At 63.4% G+C, this 18,233-nt stretch carries 22 protein-coding genes and 1 other RNA gene; 9 read left to right on the top strand and 14 right to left on the bottom strand.

Annotated features, from left to right (window positions below; translation table 11 throughout):
- Positions 1-95: 95 nt before the first annotated feature.
- Positions 96-1,061: a tRNA (adenosine(37)-N6)-dimethylallyltransferase MiaA gene (gene miaA / locus EN850_RS23500; protein ID WP_136092365.1), complete on the bottom strand. Its 966-nt coding sequence runs from the start codon at positions 1,059-1,061 to the stop codon at positions 96-98.
- Between miaA and serB the strand changes: the two genes are divergently transcribed.
- Positions 1,051-1,938 (top strand): phosphoserine phosphatase SerB, encoded by an 888-nt coding sequence (gene serB / locus EN850_RS23495; protein WP_136092364.1) that lies wholly within the window; start codon positions 1,051-1,053, stop codon positions 1,936-1,938. The two genes, miaA and serB, sit on opposite strands and share 11 nt — an antisense overlap.
- Positions 1,935-2,507, top strand: a complete 573-nt coding sequence (locus tag EN850_RS23490) for a GNAT family N-acetyltransferase (RefSeq protein ID WP_136092363.1) — start codon at positions 1,935-1,937, stop codon at positions 2,505-2,507. Before serB ends, EN850_RS23490 begins: the two co-directional genes overlap by 4 nt.
- 43 nt (positions 2,508-2,550) lie before the next feature.
- Here the strand turns inward: EN850_RS23490 and EN850_RS23485 are convergent, their stop codons facing one another.
- Complete coding sequence (locus tag EN850_RS23485) at positions 2,551-4,068, bottom strand: DegQ family serine endoprotease (RefSeq protein ID WP_136092362.1); 1,518 nt, start codon at positions 4,066-4,068, stop codon at positions 2,551-2,553.
- Between EN850_RS23485 and EN850_RS37765 the strand changes: the two genes are divergently transcribed.
- On the top strand, positions 4,058-4,183 hold the full coding sequence (locus EN850_RS37765) for a hypothetical protein (RefSeq protein ID WP_272483008.1): 126 nt from the start codon (positions 4,058-4,060) through the stop codon (positions 4,181-4,183). The genes EN850_RS23485 and EN850_RS37765 overlap by 11 nt on opposite strands.
- A 30-nt stretch (positions 4,184-4,213) precedes the next feature.
- Here the strand turns inward: EN850_RS37765 and EN850_RS23480 are convergent, their stop codons facing one another.
- From EN850_RS23480 to EN850_RS23460, 5 genes are all read right to left on the bottom strand, one after another.
- Positions 4,214-4,402, bottom strand: coding sequence for a DUF2065 domain-containing protein (locus EN850_RS23480; RefSeq protein WP_127281294.1), 189 nt, complete (start codon positions 4,400-4,402; stop codon positions 4,214-4,216).
- Between the two features lie 6 nt (positions 4,403-4,408).
- Positions 4,409-5,374 (bottom strand): protease modulator HflC, encoded by a 966-nt coding sequence (locus tag EN850_RS23475; RefSeq protein WP_135866488.1) that lies wholly within the window; start codon positions 5,372-5,374, stop codon positions 4,409-4,411.
- On the bottom strand, positions 5,374-6,489 hold the full coding sequence (gene hflK, locus EN850_RS23470) for an FtsH protease activity modulator HflK (RefSeq protein ID WP_127871641.1): 1,116 nt from the start codon (positions 6,487-6,489) through the stop codon (positions 5,374-5,376). Before hflK ends, EN850_RS23475 begins: the two co-directional genes overlap by 1 nt.
- A 166-nt stretch (positions 6,490-6,655) precedes the next feature.
- The gene (locus tag EN850_RS23465; RefSeq protein ID WP_136092361.1) at positions 6,656-7,174 is read right to left on the bottom strand and encodes a dihydrofolate reductase; all 519 of its coding nucleotides are present in this window, start codon (positions 7,172-7,174) and stop codon (positions 6,656-6,658) included.
- The gene (locus EN850_RS23460; protein ID WP_136092360.1) at positions 7,174-8,190 is read right to left on the bottom strand and encodes a DUF4424 domain-containing protein; all 1,017 of its coding nucleotides are present in this window, start codon (positions 8,188-8,190) and stop codon (positions 7,174-7,176) included. Before EN850_RS23460 ends, EN850_RS23465 begins: the two co-directional genes overlap by 1 nt.
- Before the next feature lie 165 nt (positions 8,191-8,355).
- Here EN850_RS23460 and cobF point away from each other — a divergent pair, with 165 nt between their 5' ends.
- A complete protein-coding gene (gene cobF, locus EN850_RS23455) occupies positions 8,356-9,120 on the top strand; it encodes a precorrin-6A synthase (deacetylating) (RefSeq protein ID WP_136092359.1) in 765 nt (254 codons plus the stop codon).
- A 113-nt stretch (positions 9,121-9,233) separates the two neighbouring features.
- On the opposite strand, the gene EN850_RS23450 is transcribed toward cobF, so the two are convergent.
- The 4 genes from EN850_RS23450 to modA all read right to left on the bottom strand — a co-directional run bounded on the left by EN850_RS23450 (position 9,234) and on the right by modA (position 12,284).
- On the bottom strand, positions 9,234-9,575 hold the full coding sequence (locus tag EN850_RS23450) for a winged helix-turn-helix domain-containing protein (RefSeq protein WP_127279684.1): 342 nt from the start codon (positions 9,573-9,575) through the stop codon (positions 9,234-9,236).
- A gap of 74 nt (positions 9,576-9,649) precedes the next feature.
- Positions 9,650-10,762, bottom strand: a complete 1,113-nt coding sequence (gene modC, locus EN850_RS23445; RefSeq protein ID WP_136092358.1) for a molybdenum ABC transporter ATP-binding protein — start codon at positions 10,760-10,762, stop codon at positions 9,650-9,652.
- Positions 10,759-11,463, bottom strand: a complete 705-nt coding sequence (modB, locus tag EN850_RS23440; RefSeq protein ID WP_135915640.1) for a molybdate ABC transporter permease subunit — start codon at positions 11,461-11,463, stop codon at positions 10,759-10,761. The genes modC and modB overlap by 4 nt, the downstream gene beginning before the upstream one ends.
- A 26-nt stretch (positions 11,464-11,489) precedes the next feature.
- Positions 11,490-12,284 carry a molybdate ABC transporter substrate-binding protein gene (modA, locus tag EN850_RS23435; RefSeq protein WP_135915639.1) on the bottom strand — a complete coding sequence of 265 codons (795 nt, stop codon included), beginning with the start codon at positions 12,282-12,284 and terminating at the stop codon, positions 11,490-11,492.
- 172 nt (positions 12,285-12,456) lie between these two features.
- On the opposite strand from modA, the gene EN850_RS23430 reads away from it, so the two are divergent.
- On the top strand, positions 12,457-12,666 hold the full coding sequence (locus EN850_RS23430; RefSeq protein ID WP_136092357.1) for a molybdopterin-binding protein: 210 nt from the start codon (positions 12,457-12,459) through the stop codon (positions 12,664-12,666).
- 11 nt (positions 12,667-12,677) lie between these two features.
- Here the strand turns inward: EN850_RS23430 and EN850_RS23425 are convergent, their stop codons facing one another.
- Positions 12,678-13,472 (bottom strand): thymidylate synthase, encoded by a 795-nt coding sequence (locus tag EN850_RS23425; RefSeq protein ID WP_127281001.1) that lies wholly within the window; start codon positions 13,470-13,472, stop codon positions 12,678-12,680.
- A 365-nt stretch (positions 13,473-13,837) separates the two neighbouring features.
- Positions 13,838-14,149 carry a DUF2853 family protein gene (locus tag EN850_RS23415; protein ID WP_127281000.1) on the bottom strand — a complete coding sequence of 104 codons (312 nt, stop codon included), beginning with the start codon at positions 14,147-14,149 and terminating at the stop codon, positions 13,838-13,840.
- Between the two features lie 168 nt (positions 14,150-14,317).
- Here EN850_RS23415 and ssrA point away from each other — a divergent pair.
- From ssrA to EN850_RS23400, 3 genes are all read left to right on the top strand, one after another.
- Positions 14,318-14,678, top strand: a transfer-messenger RNA (tmRNA) gene (ssrA, locus tag EN850_RS23410).
- 211 nt (positions 14,679-14,889) lie between these two features.
- Entirely contained in the window at positions 14,890-15,456 is a 567-nt protein-coding gene (locus tag EN850_RS23405) for an AAA family ATPase (protein WP_136092356.1), read from the top strand.
- 88 nt (positions 15,457-15,544) lie between these two features.
- Positions 15,545-15,982 carry a VOC family protein gene (locus EN850_RS23400; RefSeq protein WP_135931914.1) on the top strand — a complete coding sequence of 146 codons (438 nt, stop codon included), beginning with the start codon at positions 15,545-15,547 and terminating at the stop codon, positions 15,980-15,982.
- A gap of 71 nt (positions 15,983-16,053) precedes the next feature.
- On the opposite strand, the gene EN850_RS23395 is transcribed toward EN850_RS23400, so the two are convergent.
- Positions 16,054-17,259 carry a multidrug effflux MFS transporter gene (locus EN850_RS23395; protein WP_136092355.1) on the bottom strand — a complete coding sequence of 402 codons (1,206 nt, stop codon included), beginning with the start codon at positions 17,257-17,259 and terminating at the stop codon, positions 16,054-16,056.
- A gap of 186 nt (positions 17,260-17,445) precedes the next feature.
- On the opposite strand from EN850_RS23395, the gene EN850_RS23390 reads away from it, so the two are divergent.
- Positions 17,446-18,135 carry a TetR/AcrR family transcriptional regulator gene (locus EN850_RS23390; protein WP_136092354.1) on the top strand — a complete coding sequence of 230 codons (690 nt, stop codon included), beginning with the start codon at positions 17,446-17,448 and terminating at the stop codon, positions 18,133-18,135.
- Positions 18,136-18,233: the final 98 nt, after the last annotated feature.

The following is an 18,233-nucleotide window of genomic DNA, read 5'->3' as shown; positions in this document are numbered from 1 at the left end:
GATGAAAAGTACCCCCTGACCTTATGGCAGGGACCGCCTTACGGAGCGTTAATTCCGGCAACTTCGGCGTGAACCTTGCCCTCAAGGTCAACTTTTTAAGTTGCATTAGCAACAAGTGTTTGGATCGTGGTTTCGAGATCGACGTCGGGGCGCAATCTCTGCCATTCCGGCCCCAACTGGTGTCGAAACCAGGTCGCTTGCCGCTTGGCATATTGCCTGGTTGCGATCTTGGCGCGCTCGATCGCCTCGGGAAAGCTTGATTGCCCTGCCATTGCGGCCTGCAGCTCGCGAACCCCGATCGCCTTCATCGCCGGCAGGTCCGGATCTAGTCGAAGGGCCGCAAGCTGCTTGACTTCCTCCAGCGCGCCCTTGTCCAGCATCCGGTCGAAACGCCTTTCGATGCGGTCGACCAGCGCCGCCCGATCCGGCTCGATGACCAGGAAATGCGCGCTTTGCCTGTCGATCAGCGGCCGGCCGCGCTCAGCCTGCCAGTCCAGGATCGACCGGCCGGAGGCGTCGAGCACTTCGAGCGCCCGCACGATGCGCTGACTGTCGGTCGGTTTCAGCTGCATGGCGACTTTCGAATCCTCGCGCAGCAGGATGCCATGCAATTTGACCGCGCCGTACTCCTTCAACTCATAGCGCCAGCGATCGCGGATCCGCTGCGGAATATCGGGCATTTCCGAAATGCCCTCGGCCAGCGCACGAAAATAAAGGCCGGTGCCACCGACGAAGATTGGCCGCCGCGAGAGCGCTCCGTCATCGATGAGTTTCATCACGTCGCGCAGCCAGGCGCCGGTCGAGTAGGCGGAGCCGGGATGGACATGCCCATAGAGAAAATGCGGCGCTCGTGCGAGTTCTGCCGTCTCCGGCCGGGCGGTCAGAATGTCGAGAACCGAATAGCCCTGCATCGAATCGGTGTTGACGATGACGCCGCCTGTACGTTCGGCCAGTTCGAGCGCCAGCGCCGACTTGCCGCTGGCGGTCGGCCCGGCTATCAGGATCGCGTTCTTCACGCGGCCTTCGCCCGCATCCGCGCCGGAATTCTCTATGCCGCTCATTGCCACGCTTGTTTCCCGTCCCGCTGACCGCGCTCTGTCGCCGTCGCTTGCGAATATGGCCTCACGGTCGGTGGGCGCAAGCGCCGTCGTCTGGCTGGCGGAAGGCATTGCCTGTGATCTTGCCCTGCCGCCAGCGGCGCAGGCCGATGAAACGACTGCAGAGCTTCGTGCCGCACTGGGCGCCGAACCAGTCGACGTGATCGTCCAGCAGGCTGAAACACGCCGCAAGAAAATCCTTCTCGCCGACATGGATTCGACCATGATCGACCAGGAATGCATCGACGAGCTGGCCGACGAGATCGGCGTCAAGGATCGCGTCGCGGCCATCACCGCGCGGTCGATGAATGGCGAGATCGCATTCGAGCCCGCGCTGCGCGAGCGCGTGGCGCTGCTCAAGGGGCTTGATGCCGCAGTGGTCGACCGTATCGTCGCCAATCGGCTGACGCTGGCTTCGGGCGGCCGCGCACTGGTCCAGACCATGCGCGCCAACGGCGCCTGGACGGCGCTCGTTTCGGGTGGATTCGAGGTCTTCACCACGCGCATCGCCGAGATGCTCGGCTTTCAGGAGAACCGCGCCAACCGCCTGCTCGACTTGGGCGGACGCTTCACCGGACTGGTCGGCGAGCCGATCCTCGGCCGCGCAGCCAAGGCCGAGGCGCTGCTCGAAATCTGCGCGCGCCTTGGCCTGACGCCGGCCGATGCCATCGCCGTCGGCGACGGCGCCAACGATCTCGACATGATCCGCCTTGCCGGAACCGGTGTCGCGCTGCACGCCAAGCCGACAGTGGCGGCACAGGCAAAAGTCCGGATCGACCATGCCGACCTAACCGCACTGCTCTATCTGCAGGGCTACCGGAAGGAAGACTTCTTGCAATGAAACCGATGCGTACCGAACGCCTGATCCTGCGCAACTGGGAGGAGCGCGACCGCGCGCTGTTCCATCGCATCAACTCCGACGAGCGCGTCATGGAATTCTTTCCGTTCCGCCGCGACCGCGCTACCGCCGACGCCAAGATGGACGAGTTCCGATCCTGGATCGCCGAGGACGGCTATGGTTTTGCCGCCGCCGAGATTGCTGCCACCGGCGAGTGCATCGGCTTCGTCGGGCTCCTCAAGACCGATCATGTGCCCTCCCTGCCGGCCGGTACTATCGAGATCGGCTGGCGGCTGGCGCCGGAATACTGGGGCAAGGGCTATGTCACCGAGGCGGCGGAGGCCTGGCTCGCCTACGGCTTCCAGACGCTGGGCGTCAACGAGATCGTCTCCTTCGCCGTAACCGGCAATCATCGCTCGACCGCCGTGATGAAACGCCTCGGCATGAGCGCCGACCCGGCCAATGACTTCGACCATCCCGACATTCCGGACAGCCATCCCGCGCTCAAGCGGCATGTGCTCTACCGGTTGCCTCGCCAAGACTGGCAGGCAAGAAAAAGGGCGGCTCTCTAACCGCCCTTTCCATCAAAATCAGATTTTTGCAGTCCTGCCGGCTTCAATCCATCCGGATCGTGACAAACCTCAGCTCACCGGTCTTCGACGCCAGCATCAGCAGCGCGTTCTTGCGCCCCTGCTCCTTCAGCGCGCCGATCCGGTCCATGACATCCTTGGGCGTGGCGACCGATTCCTGCGCGATCTCGGTGATCACCTCGCCCGGCTGAATGCCGCGCTCGGCGGCGGCCGAATCCTTGGCCACATCGGTGACGACGACACCCGAGACATCGCCGGCGATGCTGAACTTCTTGCGCGTCTCGTCGTTGAGTTCGCCGACCGTCATGCCAAGCACTGACGCGGTCGAGACGGCCGGAGCCTTGTCGCCGCCCTTGTTCTGGTCGGTGTTGCCATTCTCGCCGCTGGCGAGCTTCTCGCCATCCTCGAGCCGGCCGAGCGTCACCTTCACCGTCTGCTCGACACCCTTGCGCACGATCAGCACGTCGACGGCCTTGCCCACCGGGCTTTCGGCGACGACGCGCGGCAGGTCGCGCATTTCATGGATGTCCTTGCCGTCGAACTTGATGATGACGTCGCCGGCCTGGATGGTGCCGTTGTCGACAGGCCCGCCCTTGATGACGCCGGCCACCAGCGCGCCCTTGGCGGTCGCCATACCCAAGCTTTCCGCGATGTCGTCCGTCACCGGCTGGATGCGCACGCCGAGCCAGCCGCGCCGAGTCTCGCCGTACTGGCGCAACTGGTCGACGACGCCCGAGGCGAGCTGCGAGGGAATGGAGAAGCCGATGCCGATCGAGCCGCCGGACGGCGAAATGATCGCGGTGTTCATGCCGATGACCTCGCCGGCGCTGTTGAACAGCGGTCCGCCCGAATTGCCGCGGTTGATCGCCGCATCGGTCTGGATGAAGTCGTCATAGGGGCCTGAATTGATGTCGCGGTTGCGCGCCGAGACGATACCGACCGTGACCGTACCGCCGAGGCCGAACGGATTGCCGACCGCCATCACCCAGTCGCCGACGCGCATCTTGGTGGAATCGCCAAATTTCACCGCCGTCAGCTTGTGGCCTTTCGGATCGACCTTCAGCACCGCGACGTCGGTCTTGGTGTCGGTGCCGACCAGCGTCGCCTTCAAGGTCACACCATCGGAAAAATTGACCTCGATGTCGTCGGCATCGGCGATCACGTGGTTGTTGGTTACGACGATGCCTTGCTCGGCGTCGATGACGAAGCCCGAGCCCAGCGACTGCACCTTCTGCGAGCCGCCATCCTTTTCGCCACCGCGGTTCTTGAAGAAGTCGTCGAAGAAGTCCTGGAACGGCGAGCCTTCGGGCAGCTGCGGCATCGGCACGGCGCTTGGCCCTTCGGTGCCCTTCACCGTCTGCGAGGTCGAGATGTTGACCACCGCGCCGAGCACGCGTTCCGCCAGGTCGGCAACCGAGGCAGGTCCGTCGGCGGCGAATGTCGGCGTCACGAAAGACGGAACGGCTGCGGTGCCCAGGACAAGCGCTGCGGCGCCGGCGACCAACGTCCGTCGAGCGGCGCGCAAAAGGGTGTTGGATGTCATCGAGAAGCCTCCCGGCATTTCTGAAAGAGAAAAGCGCTTCGACGAAAACGCCGTGTCGCGCCATGATGGCAAGAAATACGGCACGTTTGCGGCTATGGCTATCGGCGGAGCGTAAATCGAGCGTTATTCCGCAAACCGGATGCCTTTACCCGCTCCGCACCAGCCAGACGATGCCGACACCGATGGCGATCGCCACCAGGCCGCCGATCCGCAGTGCATTCTCCGGCATCGACAGCACTTCGCCCGCGAGCTTCCTCGCAAAGCTGGGGAAGCCGCCATAGACCAGGCCCTCTATGACAAGGACCAGGCCTATCGCCGCGAAGAAATCTTGCACCGGCCGCTACTGGCCGGTGCTGGGTTGTGTCGTCGGCGCGGCAGGTGCCGCAGCCGGCGCGGTTGCTGGCGAGGCCGGTTTCGCCGGCCCTTCCTTGCCGTCGGGATCGCGGAAGAAGCGGAAGAACTCCGAGCCCGGCGACAGCACCATCGTCGTCCCGGTGTTGTCGAGCGCGGTACCATAGGCATTCATCGACCGGTAGAAATCGAAGAACGCCGGATCACGCTGATAGGCTCCCGCGAAGGTGGCGCTGCGCTGGGCTTCGCCCTCGCCGCGCAGGATCTCGGACTCCTTGCGTGCTTCGGCAACGATCTCGACCACTTCACGATCGGCGCGTGCCGTGATGCGCTGTGCGGCTTCGTTGCCGCGTGCCCTCAGCCGCGCGGCCTCCGCCAGGCGTTCCGCCTTCATGCGGTCGTAGGTCTGCTGGGAGACTTCGGCCGTCAGATCGGTGCGGCGGATGCGGACGTCCTCGATCTGCAAGCCGAGCGAGGTGGCGTCGGGCCTGAGCTGATCGCGGACTTCGCGCATCATCACGGCACGCTCTTCGGAGAGCGCGGCTTCGAAATCGCGCAGACCGTAGACGCGGCGCAAGGCAGCGTCGAGACGCGTCCTGAGCCGGGCCTCGGCCAGTTCGATCTGACCGGACACTGCCGCACGGAAGACACGCGGATCCGAGATGCGGTAGGCGATGAAGGCATCGACCTCATAGAATTTGCCGCCCGACACCTGGACGCGGATGTTGTCGAGGTCGAAGCGCAGCACCCTGTTTTCGATCAGCTGCACCGTGTCGGCGTCGAAGAACGAGAACGGCGCCTTGAAGTAGATCCCTGGCTCGCTCTTGACGTCGACGATCTCGCCGAAGCGGAGCACCAGCGCCTGCTGGCGCGCATTGACCACGAAGACCGAGGAGTAGATCAGGAACAGGATGACCGCCGCTACGACGGCGAAGATGGGAAGACGGTTGGCCATCACTGGGTACCTCCCGTGTTCGCAGCCGGCGCGGCCGGTGCCGGTGGTTTCGGCTGCAATGCGGGCAGCGGCAGATAGGGCACGACACCTTGTCCGTTGCCCTGCTCGACGATGACCTTGCTCGAGTCCTTCAGAACCCTCTCCATGGTTTCCAGATAAAGGCGTTTGCGGGTCACATCGGGGGCTTTGACATATTCGTCGTAGACCGAGATGAAGCGCTGGGCCTCACCTTCGGCTTCCTGCACCACACGGTTCTTGTAGGCGGCCGCGTCTTCGCGGACCTGGGCGGCCTCGCCGCGTGCTTGGCCGAGCTTCTGGTTGGAATACTGATTGGCCTGCTCGACGAACTTGTCCTCGTCCTGCTCGGCGCGCTGCACCTCGTCGAACGCATCTGCCACCTCGCGTGGCGGCGCCGCGTCCTCGATGGAGACGGCGTTGACGTTGAGACCGGCCTTGTAGCCGTCCAGCGTCGTCTGGATGATCTCGCGCACCGAGGCGGCAATGCCCTGCCGGTCGTCGCGGAAAATGTCCTGCGCCGGCCGGCGGCCGACCGCTTCGCGCATGGCACTCTCGGCAACCTGCCGCAGCATGCCGTCGGGGTCGGAGACGTCGAACAGGTAGGCGCGCGGGTCGGAGACCTGGTAGGCCACCGAAAACTGCACATTGACGATGTTCTGGTCGCCCGACAGCATCAGGCCGTTGCCGCTGGTGTTGCCGCCGCCAATGTCGACGAGCTGCTCTGAAATCTTGGCCGTCTCGACGGTCTCGAGCGGCCACCAGTGGAAGTGCAGGCCTGGCTGGGAAAGCTCGGCCTTCGGCTTGCCGAAGCGCAGTTCGACCGCGACCTCGTCGGGCTGCACGGTATAGACCGCCTGGAAGGCCCACAGAACGACCAGCACCGCGGCGATCAGCCCGAACACGGCCGGACTGGCGCCCCCGCCGCCGGGCAGCGCGCGCCTCAGCCGATCCTGGCCACGGCGAATGATGTCTTCGAGGTCTGGAGGCGACCCCTGCGGGCCGCTCGGTCCCTTCGGTCCCTGCCCCCAGGGGCCCTGGTTGTTACCGCCGCCACCCCACGGGCCGCCGCCTCCGCCACCTTTGTCGTTCCAGGGCATGAATGTCCTTTCGCTTGGAATTCCCTCAAGCGCCGCGGTTACGGCGCAAATCCAGTGTCGTTCTTCTATAGGGACGCCAGGGCGCGCTTTCAACGCGACGCCCGCCGACTTCATCGGATTTGGGCCGGTAGCGACCCTTTGTCGTCCTACAATCGCGCTTTTGTCTTCAAACTATCTCGCGGCGGCGCTCGTAAACCGTATAGCGCGTCGCATGACTGTCCTTTTCTCCTGATGGAACCTCCTGCGAACTGACCACGTGCCATGTATCGGAGTCGATCGGCGGGAAATGCGCATCGCCGTCGACGGCGGCCAGAACATGGGTGACGTGCAGACGGTCGGCCAGCGGCAGCGCCTGGGCATAGATCTCGCCGCCGCCGATGACACAGACCTCGTCGACGCCGCTCATGCAGCGGCCGCGCACGGTCGCCAGCTGGATCGCGGCTTCCAGCGTATGCGCCACCTCGACGCCCTCGGCGCGCCAGGCCTTGTCGCGGGTGACCACGATGTTCAGCCTGCCCGGCAGCGGGCGGCCGATGCCTTCATAGGTCTTGCGGCCCATGATGATGGGCTTGCCCATCGTGTCTGCCTTGAAGCGCTTGAGGTCGGTGGAGAGCCGCCAGGGCAACCCGCCTTCCCGCCCGATCACACCGTTCTCGGCAATGGCGACGTAGATCGTGACATGCATCAGTTTGCGTCCCCGCCATTGCTGTCCGACGGTTCGAGCAGGAGGATATCGATATCATGCTCGGGATAGAAATCCTTCGCTGTCATTTCGAAGCTCGTCGGCCCGACCTTTTTGACATTGTCGCCGCAGAACGAGACCAGGGCTTTCGGATTGCCCTTGTCGACGGTCAGCTTGAACTTGCCGATGGTGCCCGCCGCCCAGTTGCCGCCGGTGGTCAGGATATAGGCGATGCGGCTTTCGTAGAATTTGGGATAGCCGTCCGGATTGTCCTTCGCCGCCCTGCGCACCGCATTCTCGAATGTGCCGTCCATGCAGTAGCGGGTCTTGTAGGCGGCGTATGAGCCCTGGAACTGGCCCTCATTGAAAAAGCTGACCGACGACGTGCCGCCGACGCTAGGCTTGTAGCGGTGCGAGACGTGAACGTCCTTGTTGGCCGGAAAGGTCGAGCGCCACCAATAGGTCGAGCGCAATTGCCAGAACGGCGCATAGCCGGGTTTTTGGCCGCCACTGTCGTCAACAGTGTCCTCGATGATGATGCCGCGGTTGACCCAGTCGTCGGCCACCGCTTGCGGAAGCTTCGCCAGTGCCGCCTTGGCGGCATCGCCGAACGGGTTGAACGGCACGTTCTGGGCCTTCAAATCGGCGCCGATGTCGATGCCGAGAGCGAACACCTTCTGCTCGAGTTGCGGCTTTGCCGGCACGCCGTCGATCGTCACCTCGAAGCCGAGGAAATTGTCGCTCTGGTTTTCCGGGATCGCCGGCATCTCTTCGGGATCGCCCGAAATGTCGGGCATCGGGAAGGCGACGATCGCCTCGACATCCTTGTCGGTGTTGTTGTGGAAGACGTAGTCGACCGTCACCTTTTGCGGCGAGATGAAGAGGTCCTCGCTTTGCATCGCCACGGCATCGCTGCGCGACAGGATCAGGCCGCCGGTGCCAAGTTCGGCAACCGAGTCGTTGGCCAATGCAGGCGCCGCCGACAGGGCCAGCGCGGTGGTCAAGACATATCGCAGCATGAAAGCCCCCTCGGCGAGAATGCCCTCATGACCCTAGCCGTTTCAATGCGGCGTTTCAAAGCCCTTCCGCGTCCAGGGCATGCGTGACCGGCTGGACACGCATGCGGTCTGGACACGCACGCGCGGTCTGGACTAACAGGTTCCGATCGGGCAGGAGTTCGCGCCATGCGCAAGCTTCTCGTCATCGGCATCGGCGCCGGCAATCCCGACCACATGACGGTTCAAGCCATATCGGGCCTGAACCGGGCGGACGTCCTGTTTATTCCCGACAAGGGCGCCGACAAGACAGAGCTCGCCGACCTGCGGCGCGGCATCTGCGACCGCTTCGTCACCAACCCGACCTCACGCCGGGTCGAGTTCGGCGTGCCGGTGCGCGCCGAACCAACGTCTTCCTATCGCTCGACCGTCGACGAGTGGCACGAGGCGATCGCCGTCATCTACGAGGGACTGATCCGCGACGAGATCGCCGGGGATGGCTGCGGCGCCTTCCTGATCTGGGGTGATCCCTCGCTCTACGACAGCGCATTGCGCATCCTCGAACGCGTGCGCCTGAGGGGCAATGTCGCCTTCGAACTGGAAGTCATCCCCGGCATAACAGCCATCCAGGCGCTGGCCGCCAGTCACAAAACGGCGCTGAACCGCATCGGCGATCCCGTGCTGATCACCACCGGCCGCCGCCTGACCGAGCAAGGCATGCCGGACAATGCCGGGAGCGCCGTCGTCATGCTCGACGGCAAATGCGCCTTCAACACGCTGGCCGACCAGGACCTTTTCATCCAATGGGGCGCCTATCTCGGCACACCGGACGAGATCATCATCTCCGGCCGCCTCGGTGATGTCGGCGCGGAGATCGAAAAGCGCCGCGACGAAGCGCGTAGGGAAAAGGGCTGGATCATGGACACGTATTTGCTACGGAAGCAGGAAGAGTAGGCAGTAGGCAGTAGGCAAGAATACCAGACGCGCGTTAGGTACGATTCAGAACAAAGATCTCTGCCTGCCAGAAATTGGACTGCCCTACTGCCTACTGCCTATTCCCTTGCTCCCTACCCCGCTTCGATCTCCGCCTGCAGCGCATCCATATGCGTCGCCGCCGCGGCGGACGCCGCGCGCTCGATGGCGCGAAAGCGGCTGACCACCGCCAGGCCGACCGTCGTCAGCTGCGCGCCGCCGCCCTTGCGGCCTCCGGTCTGCGCCGAGACCAGCGGCTTGCCGAACACCCGGTTCATGTCCTCGACCAGATCCCAGGCGTGCTTGTAGGACATCTCCATGCCGCGCGCGGCGGCCGAGATCGAACCGAACGTGGCGATGTGCTCCAGAAGCTCGATCTTGCCAGGACCGATCCGTCCATCCGGATCGAGATTTATCCGCAAGCTCAGCGACGGCATTTCTGCTCCTCCGCGATCGCTTCAGCTTCAGCGACCGTTATTCCAAAACAATATAGCGGCGATCACCGCCCCTGTCAGCCGTCGACCTCGAGCGGCAAGCCGGCGCCGGTGTTCGCCCGGTCGAAGCTCACGGTCTTGACCACCGCGAAAACCTTGCCGCCGAGCCGCAGCTTCAGCGCCTGCCGCGACTGTTCGGTGATGCGGGCGAGCACCGTTGCGCCATTGCAGTCGATGCCGACTTCGACCGTCGGCCCCTCGCCCGGGCTGATCGCGACAATCGTGCCGGGCAGGATGTTGAGCGCACTGAGGCCCGTCGGTTTCTCCGTGGCGACCATCACGTCGCGAGCGCGAATGCGGATACGCACGGAAGCCCCAGGCTTCATTTCAAGGCGCGGCACGCGGATCTCGCCGGCGGCCGAGCCGAGCACTGTCATCCCGAAAGTCTCGTCGTGACGCAGTACCTTCGTGTCCAGCACGGCGCCACCCTCGCCGCGCTCTTCGGCCGGCAACAGGTCAAGCCTTTGCATGACGGCCTCGGTCGGGCCGCTGGCGGTGACCTTGCCCTGCGCCAGCATCACCACGTCGCTGGCCAGCCGCGCCACCTCGGCGACCGAATGGCTGACATAGACGATCGGGATCTTCGTTTCGTCGCGCAGCCGTTCGATATAGGGCAGGATCTCGGCCTTGCGCGCTTCGTCGAGCGAGGCCAGCGGCTCGTCCATGAGCAGCAGCTTCGGGCTGGCAAGCAGCGCCCGGCCGATCGCCACGCGCTGTTTCTCGCCGCCCGAGAGCTTTGCCGGTCGCCGCCCGAGCAACGGGCTGATGCCGAGCAGTTCGACGACACTGTCCATATCCGCGTAGCGTTCCGCCGCCGGCGTGAACCAACGGCCATAGCGCAGATTGCTCATCACGCTCATATGCGGAAACAGGCGCGCATCCTGGAACACCATGCCGATACGGCGCTTGTGCCTTGGCACGAAAATGCCGGCACCGGTGTCGACCAGCACCCGGCCGTCGATCTCGATGCGCCCCTTCTCCGGCCGGATCAGCCCGGCAATCATGTTGATCAGCGTCGTCTTGCCGGAGCCCGACGGCCCGAACAGCGCCGTCAGCCGCCCAGCGCTCTCGAAGCGGGCATCGATGGCGAAATCGCCAAGCCGGTGGCTGATGTCGACAAGGACGCTCATTCGATGTCCATCCGCCGCCCGACGCGCCGCGCCAGCACTTCCGAGGCGACCAGTGCCGCCATCGAGATGACGATGGAAATCAGCGTCAGCCGCAGCGCCCCTTCATCGCCGCCCGGCACCTGGGTAAAGGTGTAGATCGCCGATGGCAGCGTCTGCGTCTCGCCAGGGATGTTGGAGACAAAAGTGATCGTCGCGCCGAACTCGCCCATCGCCTTGGCGAAGGACAGGATGGCGCCGGCGATCAGCCCGGGCAGGATCAGCGGCAGCGTGATGGTGCCGAACACCCACACAGGATTGGCGCCGAGCGTCCCCGCGGCCGCCTCCATCTTGCGGTCCACCGCCTCGATCGACAGCCGGATCGCCCGCACCATCAGGGGGAAGCCCATGACGCCGCAGGCAAGGGCGGCACCCGTCCAGCGAAACGAGAAGACGATGCCGAAATGCTCGGCCAGGAATGCGCCGGCCGGGCCGCGCCTTCCGAAAGTCAAAAGCAAGAGATAGCCGGTCACCACGGGTGGCAGGATCAGCGGCAGATGCACCAGCCCGTTGAACAGTGTCTTGCCCCAGAATTTCCCCCGGGCAAGCAGCAGCGCTATCGCTATGCCCGGCGGCAAACTCGCGAGCATCGCGACCGTTGCCACCTTGATGGACAGCCGGACCGCATTCCATTCGTCGGGACTGAGGTCCAGCAGCCAGTTCATCGCGCGGTATCGGGGCCTTTTCGAAGTCAGTTGCTCGGCGTGAGCACGGTGAAGCCCTGTTCCTTGAAGAGCGCGCCGGCCTTGGCGGATTGCAGGCACTTCAGGAAGGCCATCGTATCCTTGTCCTTCGAATCGGTGGTCTGGGCAACCGGATAGATGATCGGCGGATGTGAATCCTCCGGGAAGGTGCCGACCACCTTGACGCCCTTTTCGGCGTGCGCGTCGGTGGCATAGACGATACCGAGGGCCGCCTCGCCGGTCGAAACCAGCTTGAGCGCCGCACGGACATTCTCGGCCTGCGCCACCTTGCCCTCGACCGAGGACCAGACGCCGAGCGATTGAAGCGCCGCCTTGCCGTATTTGCCGGCCGGCACGGCCTTGAAGTCGCCCATGGCGAGCTTGCCGTCGCCAACCAGCATGGCGAGGTCAAAACCCTTCTCGATCTTGGTTTCAACCGTCGAATCCTTCGGCGCCACCAGCACGATCTGGTTGCCGAGCAACTTCACTTCGGTATCGGGCTTGGTCAGCTTCTTGTCGGAGAGATATTTCATCCAGTCGAGATCGGCCGAGATGAAGACGTCGGCCGGTGCCCCGCCCTCGATCTGCTTGGCCAATGCCGAACTCGCGGCATAGGAAACGGTCGCGGCCTCGCCGACATCGGCTTTGCAGGCCTTGTTCACCGCGTCGAGCGCATCCTTGAGGCTCGCCGCCGCAAACACCACGACCTTGTCTTCCGCGTGCGCTGCCGGCATTGCCGCCATCAACGCCGCCGCAAAACCGCCAATGGCGACCACCCTCAACCCGAAACCTTTGCGCGTCATCGGAAACTCTCCCTGTGTTCAAAATCCGATCGGCTCGAACCTGCAGACCGATATATCCGCATGGATATAACAAGGGAAGGCCTGGTCTGCCGAAACGCCATCTGGTCTTGTGATTGGTACTGCCTGATTGTTCTGATAAGACGACCGGGGATAAACAGCGAACGGGACGCCAATGAAGATCAGCGTCCGCAACGTTCTCAAGGGAACGATCACCGAAATCGTCAAAGGGGCCACCACCTCGCATGCCCGCATCGACATCGGCGGCGGCGCCATCGTCACCGCCTCGATCACCAACGAAGCCGTCGCCGATCTCAAGCTCGAAAAGGGCAAGCAGGCCTATGCCGTGGTCAAGGCCTCGGACGTGATGGTCGGCATCGACTGAAAAAACGCGGCTCAGACCGCGATGGGCGCCTTGATCGACGCATCGGCGACATAGTTCTCCAGCCGGAAATCCTCGAAGCGGAAGGCGAACAGGTCCTTCACGTCCGGATTGATCCACATCGTCGGCAGTGCCCTTGGCGTGCGCTGCAACTGTTCGCGCGCCTGCTCGAAATGGTTGGAGTAGAGATGCGCGTCGCCGAGCGTGTGGACGAAATCGCCCGGCTTCAGCCCGGTCACCTGCGCCACCATGAGCGTCAGCAATGCGTAGGACGCGATGTTGAACGGCACGCCGAGGAAGATGTCGGCGGAGCGCTGGTAGAGCTGGCAGGAAAGCCGGCCCTCAGACACGTAGAACTGGAACAGGCAGTGGCAAGGCGGCAGCGCCATGGCTTCCACCTCGGCGGGATTCCAGGCCGAGACGATCAGCCGGCGCGATTGAGGATTGCGGCGGATCTCCTTGAGAAGATTGGCGATCTGGTCGATCGAGCCGCCATGGCCGTCCGGCCAGGAGCGCCACTGCTTGCCGTAGACCGGACCGAGATCGCCATTCTCGTCGGCCCATTCGTCCCAGATCGAAACGCCGTGGTCGGTCAGGTACTTGATGTTGGTGTCGCCGGCCAGGAACCACAGGAGTTCATGGATGATCGACTTCAGATGCAGCTTCTTGGTGGTGGTGACCGGAAAGCCGCGCGCCAGATCGAAGCGCATCTGGTAGCCGAAGACGGAGCGTGTGCCGGTGCCGGTGCGGTCGCCGCGATCGGCGCCGTTTTCCAGCACATGCTGCAAGAGGTCGAGATATTGGCGCATCGGTTTCGGCTCGATTCGAGTGTTTGGGCATTATAGCGGCCAGACCGGCGGCCGAACACAGCAAAACGGTACAAACGACGCTTGCCCCACCACTCTTTCCAGAGTCGGCGCTGCCCCTCATTGTCCTGCCGGACATTTCTCCCCGTATAGTGACGGGGAGAAAGAAGCTGGCCGCTACGCTGACGCCCTTTTTGCAACGTTGGTCATTGGCGAAATCATCGATGGCAGATCCCCTCTCTCCGTCACTATACGGGGAGAGGATGCCGGCAGGCAGGTGAGGGGCGGCGCAAACCCCCGACAAAGCGAAAATAAAAGTTGGAGCGGCTATTCTGCCGTACCAGCCCTCGCAAACTGATGCGCGAGCGTCACAGAGAGCCGAGCTTGCCCAGATCCTTGGCCACCAGATAGTAGAAGGTCACGCGGTTCTTGGTGTTGTCGGCGTGCATCGCCTTGCAGGTCTTCTCGATCGCGGCGTCGGCCTTCGCCCCGTCGGTGACGCCGAGCTTCTTGGCCACCCAGCTCTCCTTGACCCGCCCCAATTCCTTCGGGTCCGTGCAGGATACCAGCGAGGAGTCGCGGTTCCTCAGCGCAATGCCCAGATGCTTGACGATCTTTTCGACCGCATCGGCGTTTGCCGCGGCGTCATACTTCTTCACATCCGCAAGATAGTCGGCCATCAAAATTCCCCTCGTCGGCGCCACGGATCCGATCGATGAGGACTGTGGCGCGCTTCGCAACTTGTGCGCTAGGTCGCTAACTCCTCACCGCTCGCAAAGCTTCGGTTGAGACCGCGCCCAAGTCAACCCTTGGCGTCGCGATTTGACACAGGGACAAAGCATCATTGCGGCCTTTCATTTCCGGCAAACGCCCCCTATATTCGTTTTGTCGGCTTGACCGACTATGGCGATAAATGGGCGATGAAATAAGCCGTTCGGACCCGGGGGCGGTACCCGGCGCCTCCACCAAAAGCCGCTGTTGACGACAGAGCGGTTTTTGCTGGGGGCGAAATAGGATCGACGAAGGTGTAAAGATCGTACTTTTGCCCGGCATTGTACCACCGTCATCGGGCTAAACTTATAGTTGCCAACGACAACTATGCGGAAGCACGTCTCGCTGCTTAATGCAGTGCGATAGCTTCAAATCAAGCCCTAGGGGTTCGCACTTCTAGGCGGGGTTCGGAGGTACCTGGCAACAGAAACCTCCACTTCTCCCCCTTCAATTTGCATCACGCGCAACGGCTCCTGCCGTCAAGACTTCGCACGGCCTGATGCATGTCGCCCGGAAGTGTCCTCGGTTCCGGGATAACGACATGCATAAATCAGAAGCTTACAGCAGGTCGGGCGAATCCTATTCGCCCCGACATGCTGTAGAAGCCGCAAAGCCGCTGCGTCGCCTGCCCTTTCTCCATGGACAAAAAATGCAAAACGATTCCGATCGATTTTTCGTGCTGACCGGCGGCCCCGGCTCCGGCAAGACCATCTTGATCGAAGCCTTGCGGCAGGCGGGCTTTGCGACGTCTGTCGAGGCCGGACGCGGCATCATCCGCGACCAATCCGCCATTGGCGGAACCGCCCTGCCCTGGAGCGATCGCGCATTGTTCGCCGAACTGATGCTGTCCTGGGAGATGCGCTCGTATCGTGCGGCCGCCGAGCTGGCCGGGCCGGTCTTCTTTGACCGCGGCGTGCCGGACACGATCGGCTATCTCAGGCTCTGCGGCCTGCCGGCGCCGGATCACCTCACCAGCGCCGCCATGGAATTCCGCTATGCGCGCCGCGTCTTCATTGCCCCGCCATGGCCGGAAATCTTCACCCAGGACGAACAACGCAAGCAAACGCTCGACGAAGCCGAGCGCACTTGCCAATCAGTGGCAGGCGTCTATGCCGAACTCGGCTATGAATTGGTGACCTTGCCGCTTGCTCCAGTCGAGGAGCGCGTGCGCTTCCTCCTCGACGCTGCTGGATTGCCGCCGACATTGCGGACATAAAGCGGCCGGCCCGGTCCGGCCCTTCATGCGCGTTGTCGGAACCAGGCTACACCTTGTAGATTGAACCGGCATCTTGGAGGTTGAAAACATGGCGCTCAAGCGGATGGACAATGTAGGAATCGTGGTCGAGGACCTCGGAGGGGCGATCGATTTCTTTCGCGAACTCGGCCTCGAGTTCGAGGGGCGGGCCACGATCGAGGGAGAATGGGCCGGGCGTGTCACCGGACTGGGCGATCAACATGTCGAGATTGCCATGATGCGCACACCGGACGGCCACAGCCGGCTGGAGCTCTCCCGCTTCCTCACGCCGCCTGTCGTCGCGGATCACCGGAAAGCCCCGGTCAACGCGCTGGGCTACCTCCGCGTCATGTTCACCGTGGACGACATCGACGATACGCTTGAAAGGCTCCGCACGCGCGGCGCGCAGCTCGTGGGCGAGGTGGTCGAGTACAAGGACGTGTATCGGCTCTGCTACATCCGAGGACCTGAAGGGCTTCTCATCGGCCTCGCCCAGGAACTCAGCTGAGCGCCCGCACTGCCGCCGGCACAAAAAAAGGCCGGGATCGACCCGGCCTTTCCTGGTTCACTGAGGATTGCCTATTCCGCCGGCGCTTCGACGGCTTGCCGCGAACGGCCAAGCGTGACCTTCGCCAGTGCGAACGATATCACCGCGCAGAGCGTGATGCCGGCGACCATCGGCAGCGGCGTGCCGTCGAAGAACACGCCGGCAACGCCCATGGCGAGCGCGCCGATGGCAAAATGCAGCGTGCCCATCAGCGCCGACGCCGTGCCGGCGATCTCGCCATGCTCTTCCATGGCCAGCACCGAGGTGGTCGGAATGACAAGCCCGAGGAAGCCGTAGCCGACGAACAGCAGGGCCGCCATAACATCGAGCCGGTCGACCCCCGTGGCCATGATGGCGAACAGCGCCACCATCGTCGTGGCATAGCCGGTCACCGCCACCCACACCACGCGCTTCAGCCCGAACCGTTCCGAAAGCAGGCCCGTCAGCTGCGACATGCCGATGAAGGCAACCGCGTTGATCGAGAAGAACACGCTGTAGACCGAAGGCGACAGCCCGTAATGGTCGATCAGGATGAAGGACGAACTCGACAGATAGACAAAGAAGCTCGCAATGCCGAAGCCGGCGATTGCCACCAGGCCAAGGAAATTACGGTCGCCCATCAGGAAACGGTAGCCGGCAAGCGCGGTACCGAAGGAGGACCCGACACGCTCTTCCGCCGGCCGCGTCTCCTTGAGCGAGGTCGCGAGCAGGATGGTGGCAAGCACCGCCGCACCGGTCACCGTCCAGAACACGGCGCGCCAGCCGAAATTCTCGATGATCTGGCTGCCGGTCAGCGGCGCCAGGATCGGCGACACCGAGAACACCAGCATCAGCAGCGACATCAGCTTGGCGGCCTCGTTGCCGGTGTGCAGGTCGCGCACGATGGCGCGCGGAATGGCCATGCCGGCGCTGGCGCCAAGCCCCTGCAGGAAGCGGAAGGCGATCAGCCACTCGATGGTCGGCGCCATTGCCGAGCCGATGCCGCCGGCCATGAACAGCGCCAGGCCGCCATAGAGCGGCAGCTTGCGGCCGACCATGTCGGAGATCGGCCCGACGACGATCTGGCCGAAGCCCATCGACAGGAAGAAGATCAAAAGGCTCATCTGCACGGCGGCGGTGCCGGCATGAAGATCGGTGCCGATCGACGGCAGCGCGGGCAGATACATGTCGATGGCGAACGGGCCGATGGCGGACAACAGGCCGAGCACGACCGCAATGCTGAGGAATTTGGGACTCATGATATTGGCTTCTTTCGAATCTGGTTGCCGCCGCAAGGCGACGTCTGACCCCAGGACGTTCCATCCCGTGGAGTTCCTACTCCCAGAGCGAATTTATTCATCCCTCTGGAGTGAAATCTCCTTATATCGTGTCCACAAATTTAGACACTCTTGTCCAAATCGTCAATCACCTCTATATAGATTTTCATGAGACCGGGCGTTTCTCCTGACACTTTCCCGCCACGTGGCCATGAGGCCAAGCGCATGTCGATCGTCGACGCCGCTGCCGGCGTGTTTTGCCGCGAGGGTTTCGCCGGCGCCAACATCGACCTGATCGCGGCAGAGGCCGGCGTCTCACGCCAGACCGTCTACAATCACCATCGCGACAAGGAAAAGCTGTTCATCGCCGTGGTACGCGACCTGACCGAGCGCTGCAACGCCGGCATTTTCGCCACCATCGCCACCTTCCCCGATCAGCCTGGGGACCTCGAAGCCGACCTGATCGGTTTTGCCGTGCGCCTGAACCAGAACTGCATCTGCAACCGCGACGGAAAGTTCCTGCGCAAGCTGATCCAGACCGAGGGCGAGCGCTATCCCGAGCTCTTTGCCGAATGGCGCGAACAGGGCCCGGGCCGGACATGGCCGGCAATCGCCGCCCGCTTCGCGCGCCTCGCTTACGGCGGCCATCTCACGATCGACGATCCCGACGTGGCGGCACGCCAGTTCCTCGGCCTCGTCAATGCCGAATTGCAGACCACCTTCATGCTCGGCGGCACGCCGCGCGAGGACGAAGTGACGCAATCGGCGACAAACGGCGTGCGCACCTTCCTGCGCGCTTTCGGCAAGCGCCCTTCCCCGACCGGCGTGAAAAAACACACTGCGCTGGCTAACGCATAACATTTGCGGTTGCGGCGAAGCCGCCTTGCCGATCAAATCGTTGGCAATAGTCCTCGCTTCGGCGCGGCGGCGGTCTATATCAGGTTTACGCCGCCCTC

This window comes from Mesorhizobium sp. M8A.F.Ca.ET.207.01.1.1 (assembly GCF_004794715.1).
In the GTDB taxonomy this organism is placed as follows: domain Bacteria; phylum Pseudomonadota; class Alphaproteobacteria; order Rhizobiales; family Rhizobiaceae; genus Mesorhizobium.
This window is presented reverse-complemented; position numbering and strand designations above follow the sequence as displayed.

Excerpts from the sequence above, each read along its gene's own strand:
- serB (WP_136092364.1), top strand. The coding sequence starts at position 1,051 with ATGCCGCTCATTGCCACGCTTGTTTCCCGTCCCGCTGACCGCGCTCTG.
- EN850_RS23475 (WP_135866488.1), bottom strand. The coding sequence starts at position 5,374 with ATGGCCAACCGTCTTCCCATCTTCGCCGTCGTAGCGGCGGTCATCCTG.
- cobF (WP_136092359.1), top strand. The coding sequence starts at position 8,356 with ATGCGCAAGCTTCTCGTCATCGGCATCGGCGCCGGCAATCCCGACCAC.
- EN850_RS23415 (WP_127281000.1), bottom strand. The coding sequence starts at position 14,149 with ATGGCCGACTATCTTGCGGATGTGAAGAAGTATGACGCCGCGGCAAAC.
- EN850_RS23390 (WP_136092354.1), top strand. The coding sequence starts at position 17,446 with ATGAGACCGGGCGTTTCTCCTGACACTTTCCCGCCACGTGGCCATGAG.
- EN850_RS23425 (WP_127281001.1), bottom strand. The coding sequence starts at position 13,472 with ATGCGCCAATATCTCGACCTCTTGCAGCATGTGCTGGAAAACGGCGCC.
- EN850_RS23450 (WP_127279684.1), bottom strand. The coding sequence starts at position 9,575 with ATGCCGTCGCTGAGCTTGCGGATAAATCTCGATCCGGATGGACGGATC.
- modA (WP_135915639.1), bottom strand. The coding sequence starts at position 12,284 with ATGACGCGCAAAGGTTTCGGGTTGAGGGTGGTCGCCATTGGCGGTTTT.
- EN850_RS23485 (WP_136092362.1), bottom strand. The coding sequence starts at position 4,068 with ATGACATCCAACACCCTTTTGCGCGCCGCTCGACGGACGTTGGTCGCC.
- EN850_RS23430 (WP_136092357.1), top strand. The coding sequence starts at position 12,457 with ATGAAGATCAGCGTCCGCAACGTTCTCAAGGGAACGATCACCGAAATC.
- EN850_RS23460 (WP_136092360.1), bottom strand. The coding sequence starts at position 8,190 with ATGCTGCGATATGTCTTGACCACCGCGCTGGCCCTGTCGGCGGCGCCT.
- EN850_RS23405 (WP_136092356.1), top strand. The coding sequence starts at position 14,890 with ATGCAAAACGATTCCGATCGATTTTTCGTGCTGACCGGCGGCCCCGGC.
- hflK (WP_127871641.1), bottom strand. The coding sequence starts at position 6,489 with ATGCCCTGGAACGACAAAGGTGGCGGAGGCGGCGGCCCGTGGGGTGGC.
- miaA (WP_136092365.1), bottom strand. The coding sequence starts at position 1,061 with ATGAGCGGCATAGAGAATTCCGGCGCGGATGCGGGCGAAGGCCGCGTG.
- modC (WP_136092358.1), bottom strand. The coding sequence starts at position 10,762 with ATGAGCGTCCTTGTCGACATCAGCCACCGGCTTGGCGATTTCGCCATC.
- EN850_RS23400 (WP_135931914.1), top strand. The coding sequence starts at position 15,545 with ATGGCGCTCAAGCGGATGGACAATGTAGGAATCGTGGTCGAGGACCTC.
- modB (WP_135915640.1), bottom strand. The coding sequence starts at position 11,463 with ATGAACTGGCTGCTGGACCTCAGTCCCGACGAATGGAATGCGGTCCGG.
- EN850_RS23490 (WP_136092363.1), top strand. The coding sequence starts at position 1,935 with ATGAAACCGATGCGTACCGAACGCCTGATCCTGCGCAACTGGGAGGAG.
- EN850_RS23395 (WP_136092355.1), bottom strand. The coding sequence starts at position 17,259 with ATGAGTCCCAAATTCCTCAGCATTGCGGTCGTGCTCGGCCTGTTGTCC.
- EN850_RS23465 (WP_136092361.1), bottom strand. The coding sequence starts at position 7,174 with ATGCATGTCACGATCTACGTCGCCATTGCCGAGAACGGTGTGATCGGG.